The organism is Streptomyces sp. 3330, from assembly GCF_031456635.1.
Lineage (GTDB): Bacteria > Actinomycetota > Actinomycetes > Streptomycetales > Streptomycetaceae > Streptomyces.
In genome coordinates, this window is sequence record NZ_JAVDVA010000009.1 from 150216 (window position 1) to 172129 (window position 21914).

General features: G+C 71.4%; 17 protein-coding genes. 8 read left to right on the forward strand and 9 right to left on the reverse strand.

Annotated features, from left to right (window positions below; genetic code table 11):
• Positions 1-51 precede the first annotated feature (51 nt).
• The 4 genes from J2X68_RS17465 to J2X68_RS17480 form a co-directional block, all read right to left on the reverse strand.
• A complete protein-coding gene (locus tag J2X68_RS17465; protein WP_310433467.1) occupies positions 52-828 on the reverse strand; it encodes an SH3 domain-containing protein in 777 nt (258 codons plus the stop codon).
• Positions 829-898: 70 nt separating this feature from the next.
• Positions 899-2203, reverse strand: a complete 1305-nt coding sequence (locus tag J2X68_RS17470; protein WP_310433468.1) for an ATP-binding protein — start codon at positions 2201-2203, stop codon at positions 899-901.
• On the reverse strand, positions 2200-3003 hold the full coding sequence (locus tag J2X68_RS17475) for a hypothetical protein (protein ID WP_399040176.1): 804 nt from the start codon (positions 3001-3003) through the stop codon (positions 2200-2202). Before J2X68_RS17475 ends, J2X68_RS17470 begins: the two co-directional genes overlap by 4 nt.
• 137 nt (positions 3004-3140) lie before the next feature.
• Positions 3141-3650 carry a dual specificity protein phosphatase family protein gene (locus tag J2X68_RS17480; protein WP_310433469.1) on the reverse strand — a complete coding sequence of 170 codons (510 nt, stop codon included), beginning with the start codon at positions 3648-3650 and terminating at the stop codon, positions 3141-3143.
• 111 nt (positions 3651-3761) lie between these two features.
• Between J2X68_RS17480 and J2X68_RS17485 the strand changes: the two genes are divergently transcribed.
• Positions 3762-4565, forward strand: coding sequence for a nuclease-related domain-containing protein (locus J2X68_RS17485; protein ID WP_310433470.1), 804 nt, complete (start codon positions 3762-3764; stop codon positions 4563-4565).
• A gap of 244 nt (positions 4566-4809) precedes the next feature.
• Here the strand turns inward: J2X68_RS17485 and ligD are convergent, their stop codons facing one another.
• On the reverse strand, positions 4810-5691 hold the full coding sequence (ligD, locus tag J2X68_RS17490) for a non-homologous end-joining DNA ligase (protein WP_310433471.1): 882 nt from the start codon (positions 5689-5691) through the stop codon (positions 4810-4812).
• A gap of 55 nt (positions 5692-5746) precedes the next feature.
• Here ligD and J2X68_RS17495 point away from each other — a divergent pair, with 55 nt between their 5' ends.
• Entirely contained in the window at positions 5747-6961 is a 1215-nt protein-coding gene (locus tag J2X68_RS17495) for a Ku protein (RefSeq protein ID WP_310433472.1), read from the forward strand.
• Positions 6962-7298: 337 nt separating this feature from the next.
• Here the strand turns inward: J2X68_RS17495 and J2X68_RS17500 are convergent, their stop codons facing one another.
• Positions 7299-8789, reverse strand: a complete 1491-nt coding sequence (locus J2X68_RS17500; protein ID WP_310433473.1) for an acyltransferase — start codon at positions 8787-8789, stop codon at positions 7299-7301.
• A 542-nt stretch (positions 8790-9331) separates the two neighbouring features.
• On the opposite strand from J2X68_RS17500, the gene J2X68_RS17505 reads away from it, so the two are divergent.
• From J2X68_RS17505 to J2X68_RS17520, 4 genes are all read left to right on the forward strand, one after another.
• Positions 9332-10447 carry an MFS transporter gene (locus tag J2X68_RS17505; RefSeq protein ID WP_399040229.1) on the forward strand — a complete coding sequence of 372 codons (1116 nt, stop codon included), beginning with the start codon at positions 9332-9334 and terminating at the stop codon, positions 10445-10447.
• A 226-nt stretch (positions 10448-10673) separates the two neighbouring features.
• The gene (locus J2X68_RS17510; RefSeq protein WP_310433474.1) at positions 10674-12428 is read left to right on the forward strand and encodes a beta-galactosidase; all 1755 of its coding nucleotides are present in this window, start codon (positions 10674-10676) and stop codon (positions 12426-12428) included.
• Positions 12428-15043: a beta-galactosidase gene (locus J2X68_RS17515; RefSeq protein WP_310433475.1), complete on the forward strand. Its 2616-nt coding sequence runs from the start codon at positions 12428-12430 to the stop codon at positions 15041-15043. The genes J2X68_RS17510 and J2X68_RS17515 overlap by 1 nt, the downstream gene beginning before the upstream one ends.
• 96 nt (positions 15044-15139) lie before the next feature.
• The gene (locus J2X68_RS17520; protein WP_310433476.1) at positions 15140-16228 is read left to right on the forward strand and encodes a LacI family DNA-binding transcriptional regulator; all 1089 of its coding nucleotides are present in this window, start codon (positions 15140-15142) and stop codon (positions 16226-16228) included.
• Between the two features lie 248 nt (positions 16229-16476).
• On the opposite strand, the gene J2X68_RS17525 is transcribed toward J2X68_RS17520, so the two are convergent.
• From J2X68_RS17525 to J2X68_RS17535, 3 genes are all read right to left on the reverse strand, one after another.
• A complete protein-coding gene (locus J2X68_RS17525) occupies positions 16477-17358 on the reverse strand; it encodes an ANTAR domain-containing protein (RefSeq protein ID WP_310433477.1) in 882 nt (293 codons plus the stop codon).
• 541 nt (positions 17359-17899) lie between these two features.
• The gene (locus tag J2X68_RS17530) at positions 17900-18499 is read right to left on the reverse strand and encodes an SMI1/KNR4 family protein (protein ID WP_310433478.1); all 600 of its coding nucleotides are present in this window, start codon (positions 18497-18499) and stop codon (positions 17900-17902) included.
• 63 nt (positions 18500-18562) lie between these two features.
• Positions 18563-19359 (reverse strand): IS5 family transposase gene (locus tag J2X68_RS17535; RefSeq protein ID WP_310433583.1). Its coding sequence is split into 2 segments (ribosomal slippage): positions 18563-19026 and positions 19026-19359, totalling 798 coding nucleotides; the frame shifts between segments, so codons are not numbered across the junction.
• 551 nt (positions 19360-19910) lie between these two features.
• On the opposite strand from J2X68_RS17535, the gene J2X68_RS17540 reads away from it, so the two are divergent.
• Together J2X68_RS17540 and J2X68_RS17545 are read left to right on the forward strand one after the other, a co-directional pair.
• Complete coding sequence (locus J2X68_RS17540) at positions 19911-21023, forward strand: DUF262 domain-containing protein (protein ID WP_310433479.1); 1113 nt, start codon at positions 19911-19913, stop codon at positions 21021-21023.
• 2 nt (positions 21024-21025) lie between these two features.
• The gene (locus J2X68_RS17545) at positions 21026-21676 is read left to right on the forward strand and encodes an MAE_28990/MAE_18760 family HEPN-like nuclease (protein ID WP_310433480.1); all 651 of its coding nucleotides are present in this window, start codon (positions 21026-21028) and stop codon (positions 21674-21676) included.
• Positions 21677-21914 lie beyond the last annotated feature (238 nt).

Below are 21914 nucleotides of genomic sequence, written 5' to 3' on the forward strand. Positions count from 1 at the left end.
ACCCAAATATGGATCCTTGTGAGCCTTGACGGTTTTCGTGTCAGTGCCGTGTCAGCACCAGCGGGGCGGGGTCCCGATGGTGTCGATGTAGCGCGCCGAGCCCCAGGCCCAGGTGCCGTCCGTGAGGAGGTACCAGAGGGAGTTGCCCTGGACGTTCTGGCCCGGGGTCTTGCAGAAGATCGAGACGATCTCGCCGCGATGGGCCACACGGATCACCTGGCTGGCCCGGGTGGGCGCGCTGCGCAGGAGCAGCTGGCTCGCGGTCACCCGCCCGCGGTAGCGGCGGGAGTCGTTGTGGCCGCCGTTGCCGGACTGCCAGTCGTCCCCGCCGGACTGCCAGTTGCCGCCTTCACCGCCACCGGACTGCCAGTCGCCCCCGCCTGACTGCCAGCTTCCGTTCTGGTTGCCCTGACCACCCTGACCACCCTGACCGGCCTGGTTTCCCTGGCCGTTCTGGTTGCCCTGGCCGCCACTCTGATTGCCCTGGCCGCTCTGGTTTCCCTGACCCCCGCCTTGGTTCTGGTTGCCCTGGCCGCCACTCTGATTGCCCTGGCCGTTCTGGTTGCCCTGGCCCCCACCCTGGTTCTGATTGCCGTGGCCGTTCTGGTTGCCGTGGCCGTTCTGGTTGCCTTGGCCGTTCCCCTGGTTCTGGTTGCCCTGGCCGCCGGCGCCGCCCTGGTTCTGCCAGTCGGACGCGGCGTCGTCCTGGGAGGTGAGCGTGTCGCCGTCCCAGTCGTCGGCGAGGGCCGGGGCGACCGCCGCCGTGGCGGCGAGGGTGCCGGCCGCGGTGAGTATGGCGAGGCGGGTGAGAGCGGTACGCAGGGGCATGGCGATACCTCCATGAAGAGGGTGAAGCTGACTAATCGCCACATTAGGAGCGGTTCACGCCTGCCGCCCGTCACGCTGCGCCATCGGGGAGGCCGCTCCTGGCAGGGGGCGTCTGAGGGAGCGTCAGCGTCGCCACCGCACCGCCGTCCGGCGCGTTGGCGAACGTCAGCCGAGCGCCCAGCACCTCTGCCTGTCCGACCGCGATCGTCAGCCCGAGCCCGTGCCCCTTCGCCCCGCCCTCGGTGCGGAACCGCTGCGGCCCGTGCGTGAGGAGGTACTCCGGATAGCCGTCCCCGTGGTCCCGCACGGTGACCACGGGTCCGTCCACGGTCAGCGCGACGGGGGCCCGCCCGTGCCGGTGCGCGTTGGCCAGCAGGTTCCCCAGCACCCGCTCGAGGCGTCGCCGGTCGGTCTCCACGCGCGCGTCCCGGACGACCGTCACCTCGGTGCCGGTCGCCGGGGCCCCGGAGGTGCCCGAGGCCTCCGCCGTGCGCACCACCCGGACCGCCAGCGCGCCCAGCTCCTCGTCGTCCAGCTCCAGCCGCTCCCGCCCGGTATCGAGACGGGAGATCTCCAGCAGGTCCTCCGTCAGCGTGCGCAGCGCCGCCACCCGGTCGCGCACCAGCTCCGTCGGCCGCCCCGGCGGCAGCAGTTCCGCCGCCGCGTGCAGCCCGGTCAGCGGTGTGCGCAGCTCGTGCGCCACGTCGGCGGTGAACCGCTGCTCGCTCAGCAGCTTGCCCTGGAGCGAGGACGCCATGGAGTCCAGCGCGACGGCGACGGCCCCCACCTCGTCCTGCGGCCGGCCCGGTTCCTTGGCGCGGGGGTCGTCCACGCGCGCGTCCAGGTCGCCGGCCGTGATCCGCCGGGCCACCTGCGCGGTGGTGTGCAGCCGCCGGGTCACCCGGGTCACCGCGACGGCGCCGACCAGCAGCGTCGCGCCGATGGCCAGGACCGACGACCACAGGATCGCGGTGTCGAGGGCCTCGATGGTGCGGGCGCTCTGCGAGTAGTCGACCGGGACCGCGAGCGCCCGCGATCCGTCCACGGGACCGGCCGCCCACATCGTCGCGCGCCCCTGATGATCGGCGACCATCGTGCCGCGCTCGCCGGCCACCGCCAGCGCCCGCAGCGACGCGGGCAGCCCCGGCGGATCGAGGCTCGCGCCCCACCCGAGGGTGTCCCCGGCCTCGAACGCGGCCGTGGCGTCCTTCAGTCGGGAGAGCGCCAGGTCACGGGCCTGTCCGACGGTCTGGTTCGTCACCGAGACGTGCACCAGCACACCGAGCAGCGCGGCCAGCGCGCAGCACATCACCGTGATGAACACGGCCGCCTTCACGGCGAGCGTGCCGGCCCATGAGGGAAACGCGAGCCTCATCGGCCGCTCGCCGACGCGGAGGAGGACGCGGAAGCAGAAGGGGAAGGGGAAGGGGAAGCGGAGGAGGAGGCCGGGGCCGGGGACGCTGAGGGGTGGGGCGAGGGCTTCCGGCCCCCGGTGCGCAGCATCTCGTCGTGGGTGAGGAGCATCGCCCGCTGCTGCTGGTCCCATGTCCACTGGAGGCGGTACTCGTAGCCCGCGACCTCCGAAGGGGCCCGGATGATCACGGACCGGCCGGTCAGCTCGACCCCGCTCACGGCGTCCTCGTAGGCCATGACCTCGACGAGTCTGTCCTTGCGCACGGTGTACACGCGGACGGCCGTCAGATTGCCGGGCAGCTGCCGGAAGCCCAGCGTCAGGTCGTCGTGGCCGTCGCCGGTGAGGTCCCGGTAGTACGCCCTGAGCACCGGGCACCGGCTTCCCGCGGCCCCGCTCCTGCCGCAGTCGGCCATCCGGCGGGCCGTCTCCTTGTAGGTCCCCTCGGCGTAGTCGCCCGGGTGCGCGGCGATCTCCTGGCGGACGACCGCGACCGGGTCCACCTCGCGGATGTCCCCGTCCGGCACCGTGATGCCCTTCACCACCTCGGTGTCCACCTCGCCGATGTCGAAGGCGGGGCTGGAGGCGGGGGTCAGATCCGGCCACAGCTTGTCCGGGCTGATCGCGGTCGGGGTCGCCCCGGCGCCCTGCAGCTCCCCCGCGTCGCCGCAGCCCACGGCGACCGAGGCCAGCAGGGCGACGGTGAACCCGGCGAGCCCGCGCCGGGCGGCACGGGAGGGGCGGGAGGGACGACGGCGGGGCACGGGACTCCTGTGGCTCCTCTGGGGACACGACGATGGCAGGCCCGTACACCCTATTCGTAAGGAAGTCCGTTTTGCGTACTGGTGGGCCGGGGGTGGCGAAGCGCTGGAGGTGCCGGGTCCTGACCATGGCGAAACGATTATTCGGCCAGTTCCTCCAGAAGCCTGGCCGTCGGCAGCCCCGCCCGCAGGTACTCCACGAACAACTCGTTGTGCAGGGCCCACGGTGAGCGCCGCGACCGTATCAGCCGGATCGCCTCCTCGGCCGAGTGCCCCTGGCGTACCAGCGTGTGCGCGATGACCAGGCCGGAACGGTTGTAGCCGCTGTAACAGCGGACGAGGACCGTCCGGCCTTCGTCCATCGCGTCCTCCGCGGCCCGCGCCAGCCGGATCACCCCGGCGAGCTGGGTCCCGTCCAGCGGACCGTCCGGAATCGGCCACACGTGATGGAGCACCCCGGGGTCGGGGCCGTATCCCTGCCGGGCCCGGGTCAGCGTCTGGACGAGATCGAACTCACCTCGCACCACGGCGAGTTCCAGTTCACCGGAGCGCCTCCGGAACTCGTGTCCGCCCATCCACAGGCCGGGCACGATCTCGCTCCACGGACGGTCCGGAGGCGGTACGTCGAGTTGCTTCCTGCGGGTCCGCAACGGCGCCTCCCCAAACGCGCTGCCCAGTGCTTGCCCAACTCCCCTCGAAGGTAACCGCCTTCTTGCCCCCGGAGCGCCCCTCCTGTTCCCATGGTCGTGGGGTGATGGTGCATGAACGGACTGCGCGTCATACCGACCTGGCGGCATGGCCAGGAGCGGCTCTACGTCTGTCTCACGGACGGCAGGAACATCGCCTGGTACGACCGTGAGGCGGCCAGGATCAACCTGATCGGGGAGAACCGCAGGGAGGACGTCCTGGAGGCCCTCGGCCCCTTCATCACCGGCCCGGTCACGGTCGGCCCGCCCCCCGTCCCCACGCCCGCCGAGCTGGCCCGGCTCTCTCTCCACCCGGACGACGACCTGGCCCCCAACCGCCCCGGCGAGGCCCTCCTGATCGACCTGGACCGCGACCCGGACACCGCCCACCGCCTCCGCACCGACCCGCGCCGCCGCGCCCTGGCGGCCGAGCAGACCGTCGGCGTGGCCCTGGACCGCCTCGACGGCGCCGGCTGGCACACGCTGCACTCCCTGCCCCTGCCCGGCGGGGACCGCGTCCACCACCTGGCCATCGGACCGGCCGGCCTGTTCGCGGTCCACGCGCTGTACGCCCGTAAGCAGCGGGTCCGGATCTCCGCACCCCTGGTCGGCCTGGGGCGCCGGGAGCCGGAGCCGCTGCTGCGCCGGGTGCGCGCCTCCGCCGACCGGGCGTCCTACGCCCTCAACGCCGAGGTGCACCCCGTCCTGGCCCTGGTCGGCCCGGCGGCCGTCTCCGTCACCGTCCCCCCGCGCGACGTCCGCGTCCTCACCGACGCCGACCTCGGCGACCTGGCCCGCCTCGGCGGCGTACTGAAGCCGGCGGACGTGGAGGCGCTGCACGCGATGGCCCGCGACCGGGGGACCTGGGCGAGGCTGTGAACCGGCGCCGCTGGAGGCGCCGGAGACCGCGTTCCGTCCCGTCCGGCCGGTGAGGACGAGGCGCGTACGGGACCGGTGGCGGGGCTACGGGGCGCGGCGCCCGGGATGGGGCGGGACGGGCAGGGCCGCGGGACAGGCCAAGGGGCGGACCGGGGCCCGTCGTGCCATCGGCGGGTGGCGTCGGCGGGTGGCGTCGGCAAGGGGGCCGGGGGTCGGTCGGCACCGGAGCGGGCCCGGGGGCCGGTCACGGCACCGATCCCGCCCGTCCGGCGTCGAGCAGCGGCGCCAGCAGATCCCCGAAGTCCTGAAGCCGCGGAGCGATGTCGGGCGCCGAGAACGTGAGCGTCCCGGCGGACCGGCACTCCTCGACCTCCTCCCAGGTGACCGGCGCCGACACGGTCGGCTCGGCCCGCGCCCGCAGGGTGTACGGCGTCGCGGTCGTCTTCCGTGCCGCGTTCTGGCTCCAGTCCACGAACACCTTCCCCGGCCGCAGACTCCGCGTCATCCGGTGCAGGACCAGCCGGGGCATCGCCCGCTCCGCCTCCACGGCCAGCTGCTTCGCGTACTCCGTGACCCGTTCGGAGGAGGCGCCCCGCACCGCCGCCAGCAGGTGCAGCCCCTTCGACCCGGACGTCTTGGCCAGCGCCTCGATCCCGTCCGCCGCGAGCCGTTCCCGCAGCCACACCGCGACCTCGCAGCACTCGACGACGTTCGCGGGCGGGCCGGGGTCGAGGTCCAGGACGAGCCGGTCGGCGGTACCGGGATCCTGGATCACCCACTGGGGCGTATGGAACTCCGTGACGAGGTTCGCCGCCCAGACCAGACTCGCCAGGTCCTGCACGACTACCATCCGGGCGGGCCCCTCCGTCCGGGGCACCTCGGCGGTGGTGACCCATTCGGGCGTCCCGGGCGGCACGTTCTTGGCGAAGAAGATCTGCCCGTCGGGCCCGTCCGGGTAGCGCAGGAAGGACAGCGCCCGGTCGCGCAGATGGGGGAGCAGGGTGTCGGCGACCGTCGCGTAGTAGTGCAGCACCTCGCCCTTGGTGAAGCCGGTCGCCGGATACAGCACCTTCTCCAGATTGCTGAGCGCGAGCCGTCTCCCCTCCACCTCCGTGATCGGCGTCATACGATGAGAATCACATGAAACCATCACAAAAGGCTCATCCGGGAGGGCGCTGCACGTGAGATCCATCTGGAACGGCGCCATCTCCTTCGGCCTGGTGAGCATCCCGATCAAGCTGGTGAACGCCACCGAGAGCCACTCCGTCTCCTTCCGTCAGATCCACACCGAGGACGGTGGCCGCATCCGCTACCGCAAGGTCTGCGAGCTGGACGACCACGAGGTGAGCTCGGCGGAGATCGGCAAGGGGTACGAGGACGCGGACGGCACGATCATCCCGATCACCGACGAGGACCTGTCCCATCTGCCGCTGCCGACCGCCAAGACCATCGAGATCGTGGCCTTCGTCCCGGCCGACCGGATCGACCCGCTCCAGATGGACGCCGCCTACTACCTCCAGCCGGGGGGCGCCCCGGCGGCGAAGCCGTACACGCTGCTCAGAGAGGCCCTCAAGCGCAGCCACAAGGTGGCGATCGCGAAGTACGCCCTGCGCGGCCGCGAGCGGCTCGGGATGCTCCGCGTGGTCGGCGAGGCGATCGCCATGCACGGCCTGCTCTGGCCGGACGAGGTCCGCGCACCGGAGGGCGTCGTCCCCGACACCTCGGTCACCGTCCGCGACAAGGAACTCGACCTGGCGGACGCCCTGATGGACACCCTCGGCGAGGTCGACCTGGAGGACCTGCACGACGAGTACCGCGAGGCCGTGGAGGAGGTCGTGGCGGCGAAGGCGGCCGGCGAGGCACCTCCCGAGGCCCCGTCCCCGCCGTCCAGCGGCAAGGTGCTCGACCTGATGGCCGCCCTGGAGAAGAGTGTGCGGGCGGCCAAGGAGTCGCGCGGCGAGAAGCCGGCGAAGGCCGCTTCGGAGACGGAGACGCAGGAGGAGGCCGGGAAGACGACGGCTGGGAAGGAGGGGGCGGGGGCCGAGGTCAGGCACCTGTCGCAGCGCAGATCGGCCCGGACGGCGCCCAAGGGGACGGGCGGCAAGAAGTCGACGTCGACGGCGGCGAAGAAGACCACGGCGGCGCCGAGGAAGTCGACGGCGAAGACGGCGAAGTCCACCCAGCCGGCGAAGAAGGCGACGGCGTCGAGGAGCACGGCCGCGTCGAAGAGCACGGCCGCGTCGAAGAGCACGGCCGCGTCGAAGAGCACGGCCAAGAAGACCGCCGCGAAGAAGACGGCGGCCAAGGGGACGACGGCGAAGGGGACGACGGCGAAGGGGGCGACGAAGAAGTCGGCCGCGAAGAAGACGGCGACGGCCCGCAAGCGCACAGCCTGACCGTTGTAGGCGCACAGCCTGACCGCTGTCAGCACGCGGCCGGGTGCCGTCAGCACGCAGCCGGACGCCGTCAGGCCACGGTCCGACGCCGTAAGCACACAGTCTGACGACGTCCGCGGCCCGCCACCCGCTTCTTCCTGCCCTTCCTGCCGAGCGGCCCTCACCCGTGGCCCGGACGGGGAGATCGCCCGAGTCGGGAGGCCTCCTCCAGCGCGCCGCGATCCCGGCGCCCCCGCCAGGGCCGCCGCGCCCTCCCGGCCTCCCGGCCCTCCCGGCCTCCCGGCCCTCCCGGCCCTCCCGGCCCTCCCGGCCCTCCCGGCCTCCCGGACCTCTCGGACTACCCGGACTGCTCAATCTGCCCGGTCCGGCCGCCGGCCCGCCCGGACCCGTGGCCCTCGACGCCGACGCCGTCCTCGTCCCGGTGTCCTCCGGAACCTCCGCACGCCCCGTCGCTCCCCGCGCTCCCGTCACGTTCGCCGCTCCCGCGAGGGAAGGCCACGCACAGCGTTCCCGCGGCCAGGCCCACCGTCGGCCACACCGGGAACTCGCCGCCGTACGCGAACCCGTGCCCCGCGAAGTACGTCAGCGCCCAGACGCTCACGCCGAGCCCGGCCCACATCCGCCAGGCCGCCGCGCCCCGGATCCCCGCGTCGGGCCGCGCCCGGACCTCCAGGGAGGCCAGCGCCCGCTCCAGTGGCCGCAGGGCCCGCACCACCCCCGCCAGGACGGCCCCCAGCACCAGCAGCCACGGCACCCGCAGTGCCCACCAGCCCGCCGAGCCGTAGCGGGGCTCGGGGGCGAGGCCGGTCAGGTAGAAGGCGGCGGCGACGATCAGCACCGGGAGCATGTGCCAGAGGTAGAGGGCCATGCTGCCTGCCCCCAGCACCCGCACCGCCCGCCGCACCCGGGCCCGTTCCAGCAGCCTCCGCACGAACGGCGCGACCAGCAGCGCCACCCCGACCTGGGCCAGAGCCCACGCCAGCATCGCCGCCGACGGCGGATCGGTGTTGCTGAGCTCCTCCCCGGTCACCAGGATCAGACTGACGGGGAACGGCCCGGGCCCGACGAGCAGGGCGAACCCCGCCCCGCCCGCCACCGCCATGGCCACCGCCCGTCCGCGCGCTCGCGGCGCCGTCCTCCCGCCGCCGTCGGCGCCGCCGTCGCCGCCGAGCAGCCCGTCCCGCCAGCAGAGGCCCAGCTGGTAGACGACACCCCACACGAGCAGGTAGTTGAGCGCCCCGACCGCGTCGACCGCGTCGATCGTCCCGACGGCCGGGCCGCGCGAGGACGCGGCGCGCGCCGCCACGAGCGTGCCCACACCGAGCGCCACCACGCCCATGCCCACCGGGACGCGCACACCCCACCGCTCATGAAGGGCGAACAGCACCGGCGTCAGGGCGCTGAGCAGCAGATACACCGGCAGGAACCAGAACTGCATGGCCATCGCCCACCCCACCAGCGCGAGGGTGGCGCGGTCCACGCCGAGCGCGGAGGCCACCCCGACGGCGAGCAGCACCAGGCCGCTGTACACGGCCGTGGGCAGCAGCAGCCGCACGGCACGCTGCCCCACCCATCCCGCGGCGCTCCCGCCGGTGGACCGGGCCCGCGCCCAGGAGCCGCCGGCGGCATGTCCACCGGCGAGGAAGAACAACGGCATGATCTGGAAGCCCAGGGTCAGCCACTGCGTCCAGGGCACGGTGGCCAGCAGCTCCGGGGCGGTGATCTCACCGTCCGGGTGCCGGATCAGCCCGGTGATCAGCCAGTGCCCCAGCACGACGAGCAGGATCGCCCACGCCCGCAGGAAGTCGACGTAACGGTCTCGGCTCATGCCTCGCATGCTGCCCGCCGCCCAACTCCCGCACGTCGACTAGTCCTTGTCGCAACCAAGCCGTACCCGGGACGACACCCTCCGGACCGGTGGCGCGATGCGTACGGGGGGGCGGGCCGTGCCGCGCTCGCCTCCCCTGTCCGGCATCTTGACGCCGCGAATGTTACCGGTAACATCGATGACCGTCGGAGCATCACCCGTACGCCCACGCAGAGGTGGGCCGTCCGTCCTCTGGAGTCCGCGTGACCGACCACCCCACGGCGCAGCGCGCTCCGGCCGGCCCACCCACGCCGGACGCCCCCGGCGGCGCGACCGACGGCAGCGCGACGATCACCACCCCGATCGGCACCGGCCCCGAGCCCGACACGAGGACGGCCACCGGCGTCACCCCTGGCACCGGCACCGGCACTGGAACCGGCACCGGCGTCGTCCCCGACCCCGTCTCCCACCCCGTGCCCGTCTCCGCCCGCGCGCCCGATTCCGTTCCCGTGGCGGGGCCGGTCTTCACCACGTCCGCCGTGGTCGCCTCCTGCGTCGGCTTCATGCTCATCGGCGCTCTCCAGGCGTTCTACGGCCCCGCGATCCCGGCCCTGCGCGAGGAGTTCGGGCTCTCGCCCTCCGTCGCCGGGCTCGGGCTCAGCGCGCACTTCGCCGGCGGGGTGGCGGGGGTCCTCCTCTTCGACCGGCTGTACGGCCGTACCGGCAACCGGCGGATCCTGGCCGCCTCGTATCTGCTGATGGCCGTCGGCTCGGCGGGCTTCGCGGTCGCCCCGGACTGGCCCCTCGCGCTCACCGCCGCGCTCCTCGCGGGGTTCGGCTTCGGCGGTATCGACTACGGCCTCAACCAGCTCTTCGCGGTCGGCTTCGGTCACCGTTCCACCGCCATGCTCAACGTCCTCAACGCCCACTTCGGCGTCGGCGCGATCCTCGGCCCGGCCCTGATCGGCGTGGTGGGCGCCGAGCACTACCCCGCCGTCTTCCTGGTCTTCGCGCTCGCCAACCTGCCCCTGCTGCTCTGCCTGCGCGGCGTACGCGACAACCCCTCACGGCCGCCGGGGACCCCGGAGAGCCCCGCGTCCGCCGGGACGACCACACCGGCCGGCCGCGCCCTGCGCTCCGTCCTCGCCGTGTTCGTCACCCTCTACGTCCTGCACGTCGGCATCGAGGCGGGTGTCGGCGGCTGGGAACCCACCCACCTGGAGACCGTCGGTCACGGGGCCGGGGTCGCGGCCACCGCCACCTCCGTGTACTGGCTGATGATGACCGTCGGCCGCTTCCTGGCCGCCCCGATCGCGCTGCGCTTCTCCGCCCAGACCATCATCACCGTCTCCTGCGCGGGCATGACCGGCTGCCTCCTGCTGGCGGCCCTACCGGGCCTGGCGCCCTTCGCCTACGCGGGCGTCGGCCTCTTCATCGCACCGATCTTCCCCACCGGCCTGCCCTGGCTGCACCGGGCCGCCCCGCACGCCCGCCGGGCCGGCGCGGTCGTCATCGCCGCGTCCCTGCTGGGCGGGGTCGCGGCGGGCCCGGCACTCGGCAAGGTCATCGAGTGGTCCGGCGTCCGAGCGGTCCCGCTCCTCCTCGCCGCGGTCTCCGCCGTCTGCCTGGCCGCCGCCCTCTGGCTGACCCGGGCGACCCACCCGACACCCGCGCGGTGAGGCCGAGGCGCGAGGCCCAGGTGCGCTGCGGCCCAACGACCACTGCGAACGCCCCCTGCCCACGAGCCCGACCACCGGCAAGCCCGACCTACGAGCCCGAGCCCGAGCACGACCGCGAGCCGAGCACGACCCGGAGCACGACCACGAGAGCGTGTCGCACCCGCACCCGCACCCGCATCTGCAGCGCCACCCGCAGCCGCACGTCCGTTTCGACGAAGGGACCCGCATGCCAGCCCTGACCACGACCTCCGACGGATTCCTCCTCGACGGCGCGCCGTTCCGCATCCTCTCCGGCGCTCTCCACTACTTCCGCGTCCACCCCGACCAGTGGTCCGACCGGCTGCGCAAGGCCCGCCTCATGGGCCTGAACACCGTCGAGACGTACATCCCGTGGAACCTCCACCAGCCCGAACCCGGCACCCTCGTCCTCGACGGACTCCTCGACCTGCCCCGCTTCCTGCGGCTGGCCGCCGCGGAGGGCCTGCGCGTCCTCCTGCGCCCCGGCCCCTTCATCTGCGCCGAGTGGGACGGCGGCGGTCTGCCGCACTGGCTCACCACCGACCCCGACGTCCGCCTGCGCACCAGCGACCCGCGCTTCACCGACGTCGTGGACCGCTACCTCGACCTCCTCCTCCCGCCGCTCCTGCCGCACATGGCGTCGTCGGGCGGCCCGGTCATCGCCGTACAGGTGGAGAACGAGTACGGCGCCTACGGCGACGACATCGCCTACCTCAAACACCTCGAACAGTCGCTCCGCTCACGCGGCGTCCAGGAACTCCTCTTCACCTGCGACCAGACCGACGGCGATCACCTGGAGAACGGCGTGCTGCCCGGCGTCCTCGCCACCGGCACCTTCGGCAGCCGCGTGGAGCAGTCCCTCCGGCGGCTCCGTGAAGCCCAGCCCGAAGGCCCGCTGATGTGCGGGGAGTTCTGGATCGGCTGGTTCGACCACTGGGGCGGCCCGCACCACGGAAGGGACGCCGAGGACGCCGCCGCCGACCTCGACCGGCTCCTCGCGGCGGGCGCCTCCGTCAACATCTACATGTTCCACGGCGGCACCAACTTCGGTCACACCAACGGCGCCAACCACCACCACGCCTACGTGCCGACCGTCACCTCCTACGACTACGACGCCCCGCTCACCGAGAGCGGCGACCCGGGCCCGAAGTACCACGCCTTCCGTGAGGTCATAGCCCGCCACGCCCCGGTCCCGGACGAGCCGGTGCCCGCCCCGTCGCCCAAACTCCCCCCGGTCACCGTCCGGTTGACCCACCGCGCCCCCCTCCTCGCCCTCGCCGACCGTCCCGTGCACGCCACGGACCCCCGCTCCGCCGACGAGCTGAACCAGCGCTCCGGGTACACCCTCTACCGGACCGCCGTCCCCACCCCCGGGACCGGCCTCCTGCACTTCGACGGCGGAGTGGGGGACCGCGCCCAGGTCTTCCTGGACGGCGCCCCCGCCGGCGTCCTCGAACGCGAGCGCTACGACGAGACCCTGCCCGTCCACGTCCCCCGCGCGGGCGCCGTCCTCGAGGTGCTCGTGGAGAACATGGGCCGGGTCAACTACGGCCCCCGCATCGGCGTCCCCAAGGGACTGCTGGGCCCGGTCACGCTCGACGGCGACCCCCTGCGCGGCTGGGACTCCCACGCACTGCCCCTGGACGAGGTGCCGGTCACCGCCGCATTCGCCCCCTCCGAGACCCCCACCTGCGCCGAACCCGCCCTGCACCGCGGCACGTTCGAGGTAGGGACCCCCGCCGACGCCTTCCTCGCCCTCCCCGGCTGGACGAAGGGCCAGGCCTGGGTCAACGGGTTCCACCTCGGCCGCTACTGGAGCCGCGGCCCGCAGCGCACCCTCTACGTCCCGGCCCCCGCCCTGCGCCCGGGCGTCAACGAGCTGGTCGTCCTCGAACTGCACGGCACCACCACCCTCGACGCCCACCTCACCGACACCCCCGACCTCGGCCCGGCGCGGTCCTGATGCGGCACCGGGTGAGCGTCCCGCCCCCCTCCGGACCCCCGCTCCGCGGCCACCTCCCCTTCGCCGACGCCCCGGACGCGGCCGACCCCATCGAGGTCACCGGCCGCTGGCTGACCCGGGGCGGCCGCCCCTGGTTCCCGGTCTCGGGGGAGTTCCACTACTCCCGGTACCCGGCCGGGGAGTGGGAGGAGGAACTGCTGAAGATGAAGGCGGGCGGGATCACGGCCGTCGCCTCCTACGTCATCTGGATCCACCACGAGGAGACCGAGGGCCGCGTCCGCTTCGACGGCGACCGTGACCTGCGCCGCTTCGCCCGGCTCTGCACCCGCCACGGCCTGGACTTCATCCCCCGCATCGGCCCCTGGTCGCACGCGGAGGTCCGCAACGGCGGCCTCCCCGACTGGGTCCTCGCCCGCACCGCGGCCCCCCGCACCGACGACCCGGCGTACCTGGGCGCCGTCCGTCCCTGGTGGGAGGCGGTCGCGGCACAACTGGACGGCCTGGACCGGGCGCACGGCGGCCCGATCGTCGCGATCCAGATCGAGAACGAGCTCTACGACCGGCCCGGCCATCTCCGCACCCTGAAGCGCATGGCCCAGGACGCCGGCCTCGCCGCCCCCCTCTGGACCTCGACGGCATGGGGCGGGGTCCGGCTCCCCGGCGACGAGCTGCTCCCGCTCCACGGCGGCTACACCGAGGCCTTCTGGACCGAGGCCGACGGCGGCTGGCCCGACACCTGCCGCAAGCACTTCTTCTTCACCCACGAGCGCGACGACGAGGGCATCGGCGCCGACCTGCGCCCGACGACCGTACGCGGCACGGATCCCGGCGCCCACGCGGACACGTTCCCCTGGGCCACCTGCGAGCTGGGCGGCGGCATGGCCGTCGCCTACCACCGCCGCCCACGCGTCGACGCCGCCGACGTCGGCGCGCTCGGCCTCACGAAGATCGGCTGCGGCTCGGTCTGGCAGGGCTCCTACATGTTCCACGGCGGCACCAACCCGACGGGGGAGCGGACCACCCTCCAGGAGTCCCACGCCACCGCCTACCCCAACGACCTGCCGGTCCTGACGTACGACTTCCAGGCCCCCCTCGGCGAGTACGGCCAGTACCGCCCCTCCTACGACGAACTCCGGCTCCAGAACCTGCTGCTGGCGGACTTCGGCGAGGCGATCGCCCCCATGCGGTCGGTCCTGCCGGACGGCCGTCCGCGCGACCAGCAGGACCGCGACACCCTGCGCTGGGCGGTCCGCGCCGACGGACGCAGCTCGGGCTTCCTCTTCGTCACCGCCCACCAGCCGCACGAGCCGCTCCCGGACCACCCGGACAGCAGCTTCACGATCGGCTTCCCCGGGGCCCCGCCTCTCTCCCTCCCCAGCACGCCCGTCACCGTCCCCGCGGGCGCCTTCTTCTGCTGGCCGCTGCGCCTGGACATGGCGGGCCTGCGGCTGGACTGGGCCACCGCCCAGCCGGTCTGCACGGTCGTGGACGACGACGGCCGTACGGTCCTGGTCCTGGCGGCCACGGACGGCATCGCACCCGAACTGGCCCTTGACGCCCGGACGGTGACGACCGTCTCCGCCCCGCCCGGCACGGACGTCACGGCCGTGCCCGACGACGACCGTCTCCTGATCACCGGCCTGCGTCCCGGCACCGACGCCCTGGTCGAGACGGAGACCTCGGCCGGCGACCGGGTCGCCCTCCTCGTCCTGGACGCGGCCACCGCCCGCACCGCCTACCGGGGAGAAGCCTGGGGCGCGCGGCGGCTCGTCCTGTGCGCCGAGGGTGTGGTCTTCGACGCGACGAACGGCGAGGTGCGCGTCCACCCCCGCACCCCGCAGGACACGGAGCCCCGCGCCCGCGCGTCCGTCCCTTCCGTCTCCCTCTCCGTGCTCCCGGCCCCGCACCGCCCGCCGACCGCTCCCGGCGCCACCGTGAAGGAGAGCCAGGACGGCGTCCTGACCCGCTACACACTCGTCCCCGACGAGGACGCGCCCACCGTCCCGGCGCCCACCCTCACCGCCCTCCGCCCGGCGGGCCCGCCACCGCCCCCCGAGACAGGCGTACTCGGCCGGGCGAGCGCCCCCGCGGACGAGCACTACGACACGAGGGCGGCCGTCTACCGCGTCGACGCGCCGGCGATCGGCGCTGACGGACCGGCGGCAGGCGTCGACGGGCCTGCGGTCGGCGCTGACGGGCCTGCGAGCGGCGTTGGCGGACAGGAGGTCCTCGCCGACGGACACGCGACCGCGTCCGACGCACGGGCGACCTCGACCGACGTACCGGCGGCGGCGACCTCCCCCGGCCCAGGGGCGACCCCTGCCGCCGGCGTTGCGGCGGCCCCGCCCGGATCCGACCTGCTGCGCCTGCACTGGACCGGCGACGTGGCCCGCGCCTACGTGGGGGACACGCTGGTCGCCGACCAGTTCTTCACGGGCCGCCCGTGGGACATCGCCCTCGACCGGCTGCCGCCCGGCGAGCCGCTCACCCTCAAGATCCTGCCGCTCGCCGCCGACGCTGCGGTCCACTTCCCCGTCGCCCCGCCGGCCGGCGTCGCCGAGATCCGGCACGCCGAACGGATCACCACCCGCACCTGGAGGCTCAGCACGACCTGACCCCCCTCTTCCCCGTCCGCCCGGCCTATCCTGTGGGTCCGCCGGGCGGCCCAGCGCGACCGGCCCCGGACCAGTCCCGAGGAAGAAGCCTCCACCATGACCCGAAGCGCCGCCGACGGCCCGGCGGGCCCGGCGTCCAGGGGACGCAGCAGACGCAACTTCGCGGGCTCACGTCCGGTCATGGACGACGTCGCCAAACTGGCCGGGGTCTCCAAGCAGACGGTCTCCCGGGTGCTCAACGACCACCCGGCCGTCCGCACCGAGACCCGGGAGGCGGTCCGGGCCGCCATGCGCACGCTCGGCTACCGGCCCAGCAGCAGCGCCCGGTCGCTGGCCAGCGGCCGCACCAGGATGCTCGGCGTGATCTCTTTCGACGCGGCACGCTACGGCCCCGCCTCGACCCTCACCGCGATCAACACGGCGGCCCAGGAGGCCGGTTACCTGGTGAGCTCGATCGCGCTGGACACCGCGGACCGGGACACGGTGGTCCGGGCCGCCGACCGGCTGTCGGCGGAGGGCGCGGACGGCGTGATCGCGATCGCCCCGCAGGTCCGGGTGGCCCGGGCCCTGGCCGAGGCCCACCTGGACACCCCGCTGGTCGTCATGGACAACGACCTGGGCGACGGCACCCCCATGGTCACGTCCGACGCCCACACCGGCGGGCGCAAGGCCACGCAGCACCTTCTCGCCCTGGGCCACTCCACCGTCCACCACCTCGCCGGCCCGACGGGCTGGACCTCGGCGGACCGCCGGGCCGAGAGCTGGCGCGCCACCCTCCAGGCGGCCGGAGCCGAGGTGCACGCCCCCCTCATCGGCGACTGGAGCGCCGACTCCGGCTACGACCTGGGGCGCGAACTGGCGAAGGACCCGTCCGTCACCGCGATCTTCGTGTCGAACGACCAGATGGCCCTCGGCGTCCTGCGCGCCCTGCACGAGGCGGGCCGCCGGGTCCCGGAGGACGTGAGCGTCGTCGGCTACGACGACATCCCCGAGGCCGCGCACTTCCTGCCCCCGCTGACCACGGTCCGCACGGACTTCACGGACATCGGCACGATCTCCCTCCGCATCCTGCTCGACCGCATCGACAGCCCGTCGACCCCCGGGACCCCGCTCACGCTCGTCCCCGTCGACCTGTGCGTACGCCACAGCACGACGGGCCCGGGCCGCCGGAGCCGACAGGACTGACGGGGCCGCCAGAGCCGACAGGACTGACGGGGCCGACAGGGCCGACAGGGCAGGCAGGGCCGACAGGGCTTATGGGGTCCGGGGTCCGTGCGTTGCCGGGGCCGACCGCGTGGACGGGGCCCGACCGACCGCGACCGCGACACCGCCCGGCAGACCCGGCTCGGCCCGGGCAGGCTCCCGGGCCCGGGAGAACCCGACAGATCCCGACAGGTCCGGGCAGGTCCGGGCAGGTCCGGGGCGGACCGGGTTCAACGGGGCGCGCCGCCCCGCGACGCCGTGGCGTGGAGATGTTCCAGAGCGTCCAGCACAAGGGTGTTCCAGTGCCAGGCCAGCCACCGGCCGACATCGCTGCCGGTCTGCCGGAGCGCGCCCAGCTCGGCATGGGTGAATCCGGTCAGCGGCCGCTCGTGATGGGAAGACACCATTCCCAGGGGCACGCCCATCCGGTTGACCAGCGGAACGCTGTGCGCGGCCCGGCTGCCCGTCTGGAGGATGGCGTGGCGGGAGGCCTCGTCGAAGACCGGCGCCGACTCCACGTCCCGCACCGTGACCTGCCGACGCTGGCCGGCCGCCTGCGAGCAGGAGGTGGTCGGCGCGTCGACGAAGGCGAAGAAATCGCTGAAGTACCTGTTCAGGCCGGTGTGCCGGACCAGCCGGAGCCGACCCCTCTCACTCAGCTGGACGTTGCCCATGGACGTCTGGGTGATCGACAGCACCCGGTGCAGGGTCGCCTTCAGGACCGCGCCCTGGCTGGTGCCGTTGCCGCGTTCCACCGGGAGCCCCGGAAGCGCGGGCGGGCCGCGCCGCACGCGGCCGGGGAACCACAGCCCCGCGTCGGCATCGGGCGCAGGCGTGCGTACGACGGCGTCGGCGAGCGTGGACAGCTTGATGTTGAACTGCTGGGAGGCGCTCTTCATCAGCGCGAACGCCTCGTCGGTGGAGCCGAGGCCGTAGCGGTCGAGCAGCACCCCCTCGGCACGCGCGACCCCGGCGCGGCCGTACAGCCGGTTGCGCAGATCGAGATCGTCCTGCCGCCACTGCGGTCCGCTTCCCTGGCCCTGTCGGTACCCGGAGCCGGACACATCGGCCGCCGAGCCCCCTTCGGCGGGGCGCCGGGACAGCTGACTCATACCAAGGGCTCCAATCCGGGGCGAGTCCGAGCGACGGACCACAGAGAACCCGGCGGGCGCTTCCCGACCGGCCGGGGGCGTACCTCCTTACCAAGCACTGCCAACGCCTAACCGGAACCCGCCCGAGTAAACCCACGGACTTCGGGGTCAGGGGGGTGGCGGCGCGGAGCGGGCGGGCGCGGACGCTGGTCCGGAGCGGGGTCGCGTCGAGCGGAACCGATGGTCGCCACCCGCGTCGGCAGCCGGAGGCGGAAGCCGACGGCCATGAAAGGCAACGCACCGGTCGGGGCCCCACCCCACCGCCACCGGCCACTCTCCGGATCAGATGCGGTAGCCCCCGCCGGCACGCCACGCGCGACGCCGGACGGAGTCAGCGCGACGACGCCGGTTCCGCGATGGCCGCCGAACGTCGCTCCGTCCGCCGTGGTTGTCGTCAGAGCTCCCGCCGCTCCTCCGGCCGCAGAGCCGTGTGACTCCCGCTTAAGAGGTCGTCTCGTTTGGATCTATGGCAACGGGTGTGTGACTGCCGTGGCAAGCAGGGCTACATGCCGCGGTCCGGCCCGGTCCACGGTTCTGGCCGTTCGCCGTCGGCCATCGGAAGCCGGCGCAGCTGTACCGGGCCGGGATAGAAGGCTGAGGTGTTGGGGCCGGCCATGTCCTCGCCGATGAGATAGCGGTAGAGCCATTCGGCGAAACTCATGTCGTATCTTGCCCAACCGCCCTCGCCGTCTTCGACCAGGATCCAGGGGGCTGGGTCGTCCACAGCTACGAGGAACAGGGTCTCACCACGGTCGGTGCTGGCGATGGGCCACAGTCCGTTGCGCGTACCGAAGCTCAACTCTGTGAGTCCGAACAGCAAGCGAGGGTCCTCGTCGGAGTCGAGGTCATCCCAGGAGATTGCGGACCAAGCGCGGGCCGTGTCGCGTATCCGGTCGCCCAGATTCCAGCGTTCGGTCGCGGGGTGGCTCAGGTATAGGTGGCCATTGAGCTGGACGGGAGCGTACGCGTCCACGAGGGTCTGGTAGTCGGTCGGCAGCCGGATGCCGAATTCTGCGTGGAGGCGGTCCCAGGCGGCGGGGTCCGCGTAGGGGTTTTGGGCTTGGCCGAGCATCGCCATGACTGCGGGCAGGTAGTCGGTCATGACGCTCCTCGCTGCTGTGTCGTTTTCTACAGCCGGATCATCCCAGCTCGGAGATCGCACTGATCAGGCTGTCAGCCTGCGATAATAGATCAGAGCTGCGGCGATGCCGGCGAATGCCAGGAAATGGTCGGCCCTGCGCTCGTAGCGACGATGCAGGCGGCGACACCCGGACAGCCATGCCACGGTGCGCTCCACGGTCCAACGGTGTCGACCGAGGCGCTGGGAGGACTCGAGGCCCCGGCGCGCGATGCGCGGTGTGATGTTGCGGGAGCGGAGCCATGCGCGTAGCCGGTCGAAGTCGTAGCCCTTGTCGCCGTGCAGCTTGGCCGGCCGACGGCGGCGGGGCCCACGACGGGAGCGGATGGGCGGTATGCCCCGCACCAGGGACTCCAGCCCTTGGCTGTCGTGGGTGTTCGCAGCCGAGATACCGATGGAGATGGGCAGACCGGTCCGCTCGGTGATCAAGTGGATCTCTGATCCTTTTTTCCCGCGATCTACGGGATTCGGACCCGTCAGGTCTCCCCTTTGAGGGCTCTCATGTTCACCGAGTCGATCGCGCACCGCGACCAGTCCAGTCCGCCCCGTGCGCCGAGCTCGTCCAGGACCAGGCGGTGCAGCTTGCCCCACACTCGAGCTCTGCTCCACTCGGTGAAGCGGCGGTGCGCGGTCGCCCCGGACGGCCCGAAGCCCGGCGGCAGTTGCCGCCACGTGCACCCAGTCTTGGCAACGAACACGATGGCAGCCAAGACCTGTCGGTCCCCGTAACGACGTCGCCCTCCACCTTGCGGCCGCACCGGCGCCGCCGGAACTACCCGCTGGAACAACTCCCACAACGTGTCCGGCACCAGCCGCCCCACCATGGCCATCATGACGATCAGCCTAGTGTTCAGGCCAGTTGAGACGACCTCTTAGTGGTCCGGTCGGGCCTGCGAGCGACCTGCGAGCGACCTGCGAGCGACCTTGTGCAGCCCATTGCCAAGGCTGCGCTCAGTCGGACGCGGCTCCGGAGTCCGACAACGTCGATGCCAGCCGAAGATGTTTGAGTGGCCGAGAGGGCGCCGACCGCCGACGGTCGGTTCTTCGCTCTCCAAGGAACTGAGTCGGAGGACCGGGCCTCGGATACCCACCTGCCAGGAGCTGCGTGACTCGCTCCATCCGACAATGAGCCGAGGTCATCGCCTGTCGACTGAATGCGCCGTTAGAGACAGAGCGGTACGCAACCCTCGGCTGCCACCGGCTCGTACCTCCTCGCCCAGCCGCCCACACGTAGCGTCACTTATGAGCCGCCGCAGCCGTGGCCGAGGTCCGTAGGTGTAGTGCCGCAGACAAGCTCGCTACTACGCCCCTTCAACACCGATGCAGGCAGGTAGTGTTACCCCGCTGTCTGCCACCCGCCGAGGAGCCAGATTTAATGGGCATTCTTGAAGAAGTTGAAAGTAGCCGTCAGAATATTCGCTCAGACGGCTACACGATGTCGATCGGTGAAGTGATAAATCTTTACCGCGACAAAGAGATTCAGATCAGGCCCGAGTATCAAAGGCTGTTCCGGTGGCCGATCGAGAAGCAGTCTCGTTTGATCGAGTCAATTCTTCTGGATATTCCACTCCCCACTATCTTCGTTGCGCAACGAGAAGATGGTGTATGGGAGGTGGTCGACGGTCTTCAGCGGCTATCAACTATTCTGTCGTTTATGGGGGAGCTTCGAGACGAAAGTACGGGTCAGGTTCAACCGCCGAGCAAGCTGACCAAAACCAAGTACCTTCCTTCCCTGGAAGGTATGACCTTCTCGACCGACGCGCCGCACTTCACCCCTGAGTTGAAAATTCATTTCAAACGGGCACGACTGGATTTCAGGATCTTGCTGCGCGAGTCTGATGACCGCGTCAAATATGAGCTCTTCGATAGATTGAACAGCGGCGGCGTCCCGACTTCTCCACAGGAAGTCAGGACCGCTCAATTGCTGATGATCAATTCCAGCTTCTTCACGTGGCTGGATCGACTGCGCTCGGAAGGGCCATTCTCGGACTGTATCCCGCTCACTCACAGGCAGATCTCCGAGCAGTATGACTTGGAGCTCACGACTCGATTTTTTGTCCTGCGGAACGCCACCTCGGCACAACTGAAAAGTTTTGCCGATATGGACACCTTCCTTTCCGATCAAGTTCTAGAAATGGCTGTTTCCTCGGACTTCAACTCTGCAGAGCAGCAAGTAGTTTTCGAGAATGTATTCGAGGTACTTTCCTCGTTGGGTCCGGATGTTTTCCGGCGCTACGATGTCCGCAAGGAGCGACCCTCGGGGGCTTTTAGTGTCTCCGCTTTTGAAGCGGTGACTCTCGGAGTTGCTCAGAATATCGACGGCTGGAAAAACTTGCAGCGGGGCGATCAGGAATCCTTGCTTCGGGCTAAACTTTCCGAGCTCTGGAACGACGAGCAGTTCCGGAAGTACTCGGGTGCTGGCGTGCGTGCGACTTCGCGCGTTCCGATGATGGGCCCTGTGGGTGGTCGAATCTTTGTGGCGAGCTGACGATGGCCATCATCCGCACGATTGATCATCTTGAGTCGTCGTTGACGGAAGACCTCAAATGGCGGACCCACGAGATGCAGCTCTGGGAGCAGGTTGCTTCAACGTGTCGGACCCATCAGGTCGCCGGGGTGCTCCGCGGGGGTCTGGCCCTTGTCTACGCTCACTGGGAGGGCTACGTAAAAGAGGGGGCTCGCGCTTATCTTGAGTACATAAGCAGAAAAGGGCTCAAGGTGAATGAATTGCGGTCCGAGATCGCAGCAGTCGCTCTCAGGGCAAAGCTAGGTCAGGGTGAGGCTTCAAAAAACTCTTCCGCGCACACGGCGATCGTCGATCTGCTACGGGAAGCTGACACCCTGCCCGCCAATCTTCCTTATAGTTCTGCAACGATTCGCACTCGATCAAACTTGAAGTTTGAGGTTTTCGCGGACATCATGCATTCAATCGGATGCGATGCAAGTCGTCACGAGATCTATCAGTCAACGATCGACAAGCGCCTGCTCAGGCATCGTAATGATATCGCGCACGGCCGCGAGGAATACGTCAGCCTGCACGATTGGATCGACATCAGGGATCGCGTGTTGTTGATCTTGAAAGATGTGAGAAGTCAGATTTCAAATGCCGCAGCGAACGAGGAATACCGGCGAAAAATCTGAAGAGAGAAATCGAGCTCGATGTACCTGCTTTGGGCTGGAGTTGCTTTGGTGCGAGCGATCATGGCTCCGAAGCGCCCGGTGCGTCGGGCAGTCTGTGTACCTGCCCGGTGACGTTGGGGCCGTGATGTTCGAGGGTCGCGTCAAAGTGCCTGCGTAGAGCCGTGAGCCGACCGCCCCAGCCACGACGTACCCCACTTGGCATCAGACGGCTGCGTGCGCGGCCCGGGCGTCGGCCGGG

What these genes read in the sequence shown, in the direction of transcription:
- J2X68_RS17465 (WP_310433467.1), bottom strand. Translation starts at nt 828, where the DNA reads ATGCCCCTGCGTACCGCTCTCACCCGCCTCGCCATACTCACCGCGGCC.
- J2X68_RS17470 (WP_310433468.1), bottom strand. Translation starts at nt 2,203, where the DNA reads ATGAGGCTCGCGTTTCCCTCATGGGCCGGCACGCTCGCCGTGAAGGCG.
- J2X68_RS17485 (WP_310433470.1), top strand. Translation starts at nt 3,762, where the DNA reads ATGAACGGACTGCGCGTCATACCGACCTGGCGGCATGGCCAGGAGCGG.
- ligD (WP_310433471.1), bottom strand. Translation starts at nt 5,691, where the DNA reads ATGACGCCGATCACGGAGGTGGAGGGGAGACGGCTCGCGCTCAGCAAT.
- J2X68_RS17500 (WP_310433473.1), bottom strand. Translation starts at nt 8,789, where the DNA reads ATGAGCCGAGACCGTTACGTCGACTTCCTGCGGGCGTGGGCGATCCTG.
- J2X68_RS17505 (WP_399040229.1), top strand. Translation starts at nt 9,332, where the DNA reads ATGCTCATCGGCGCTCTCCAGGCGTTCTACGGCCCCGCGATCCCGGCC.
- J2X68_RS17510 (WP_310433474.1), top strand. Translation starts at nt 10,674, where the DNA reads ATGCCAGCCCTGACCACGACCTCCGACGGATTCCTCCTCGACGGCGCG.
- J2X68_RS17515 (WP_310433475.1), top strand. Translation starts at nt 12,428, where the DNA reads ATGCGGCACCGGGTGAGCGTCCCGCCCCCCTCCGGACCCCCGCTCCGC.
- J2X68_RS17520 (WP_310433476.1), top strand. Translation starts at nt 15,140, where the DNA reads ATGACCCGAAGCGCCGCCGACGGCCCGGCGGGCCCGGCGTCCAGGGGA.
- J2X68_RS17525 (WP_310433477.1), bottom strand. Translation starts at nt 17,358, where the DNA reads ATGAGTCAGCTGTCCCGGCGCCCCGCCGAAGGGGGCTCGGCGGCCGAT.
- J2X68_RS17530 (WP_310433478.1), bottom strand. Translation starts at nt 18,499, where the DNA reads ATGACCGACTACCTGCCCGCAGTCATGGCGATGCTCGGCCAAGCCCAA.
- J2X68_RS17540 (WP_310433479.1), top strand. Translation starts at nt 19,911, where the DNA reads ATGGGCATTCTTGAAGAAGTTGAAAGTAGCCGTCAGAATATTCGCTCA.
- J2X68_RS17545 (WP_310433480.1), top strand. Translation starts at nt 21,026, where the DNA reads ATGGCCATCATCCGCACGATTGATCATCTTGAGTCGTCGTTGACGGAA.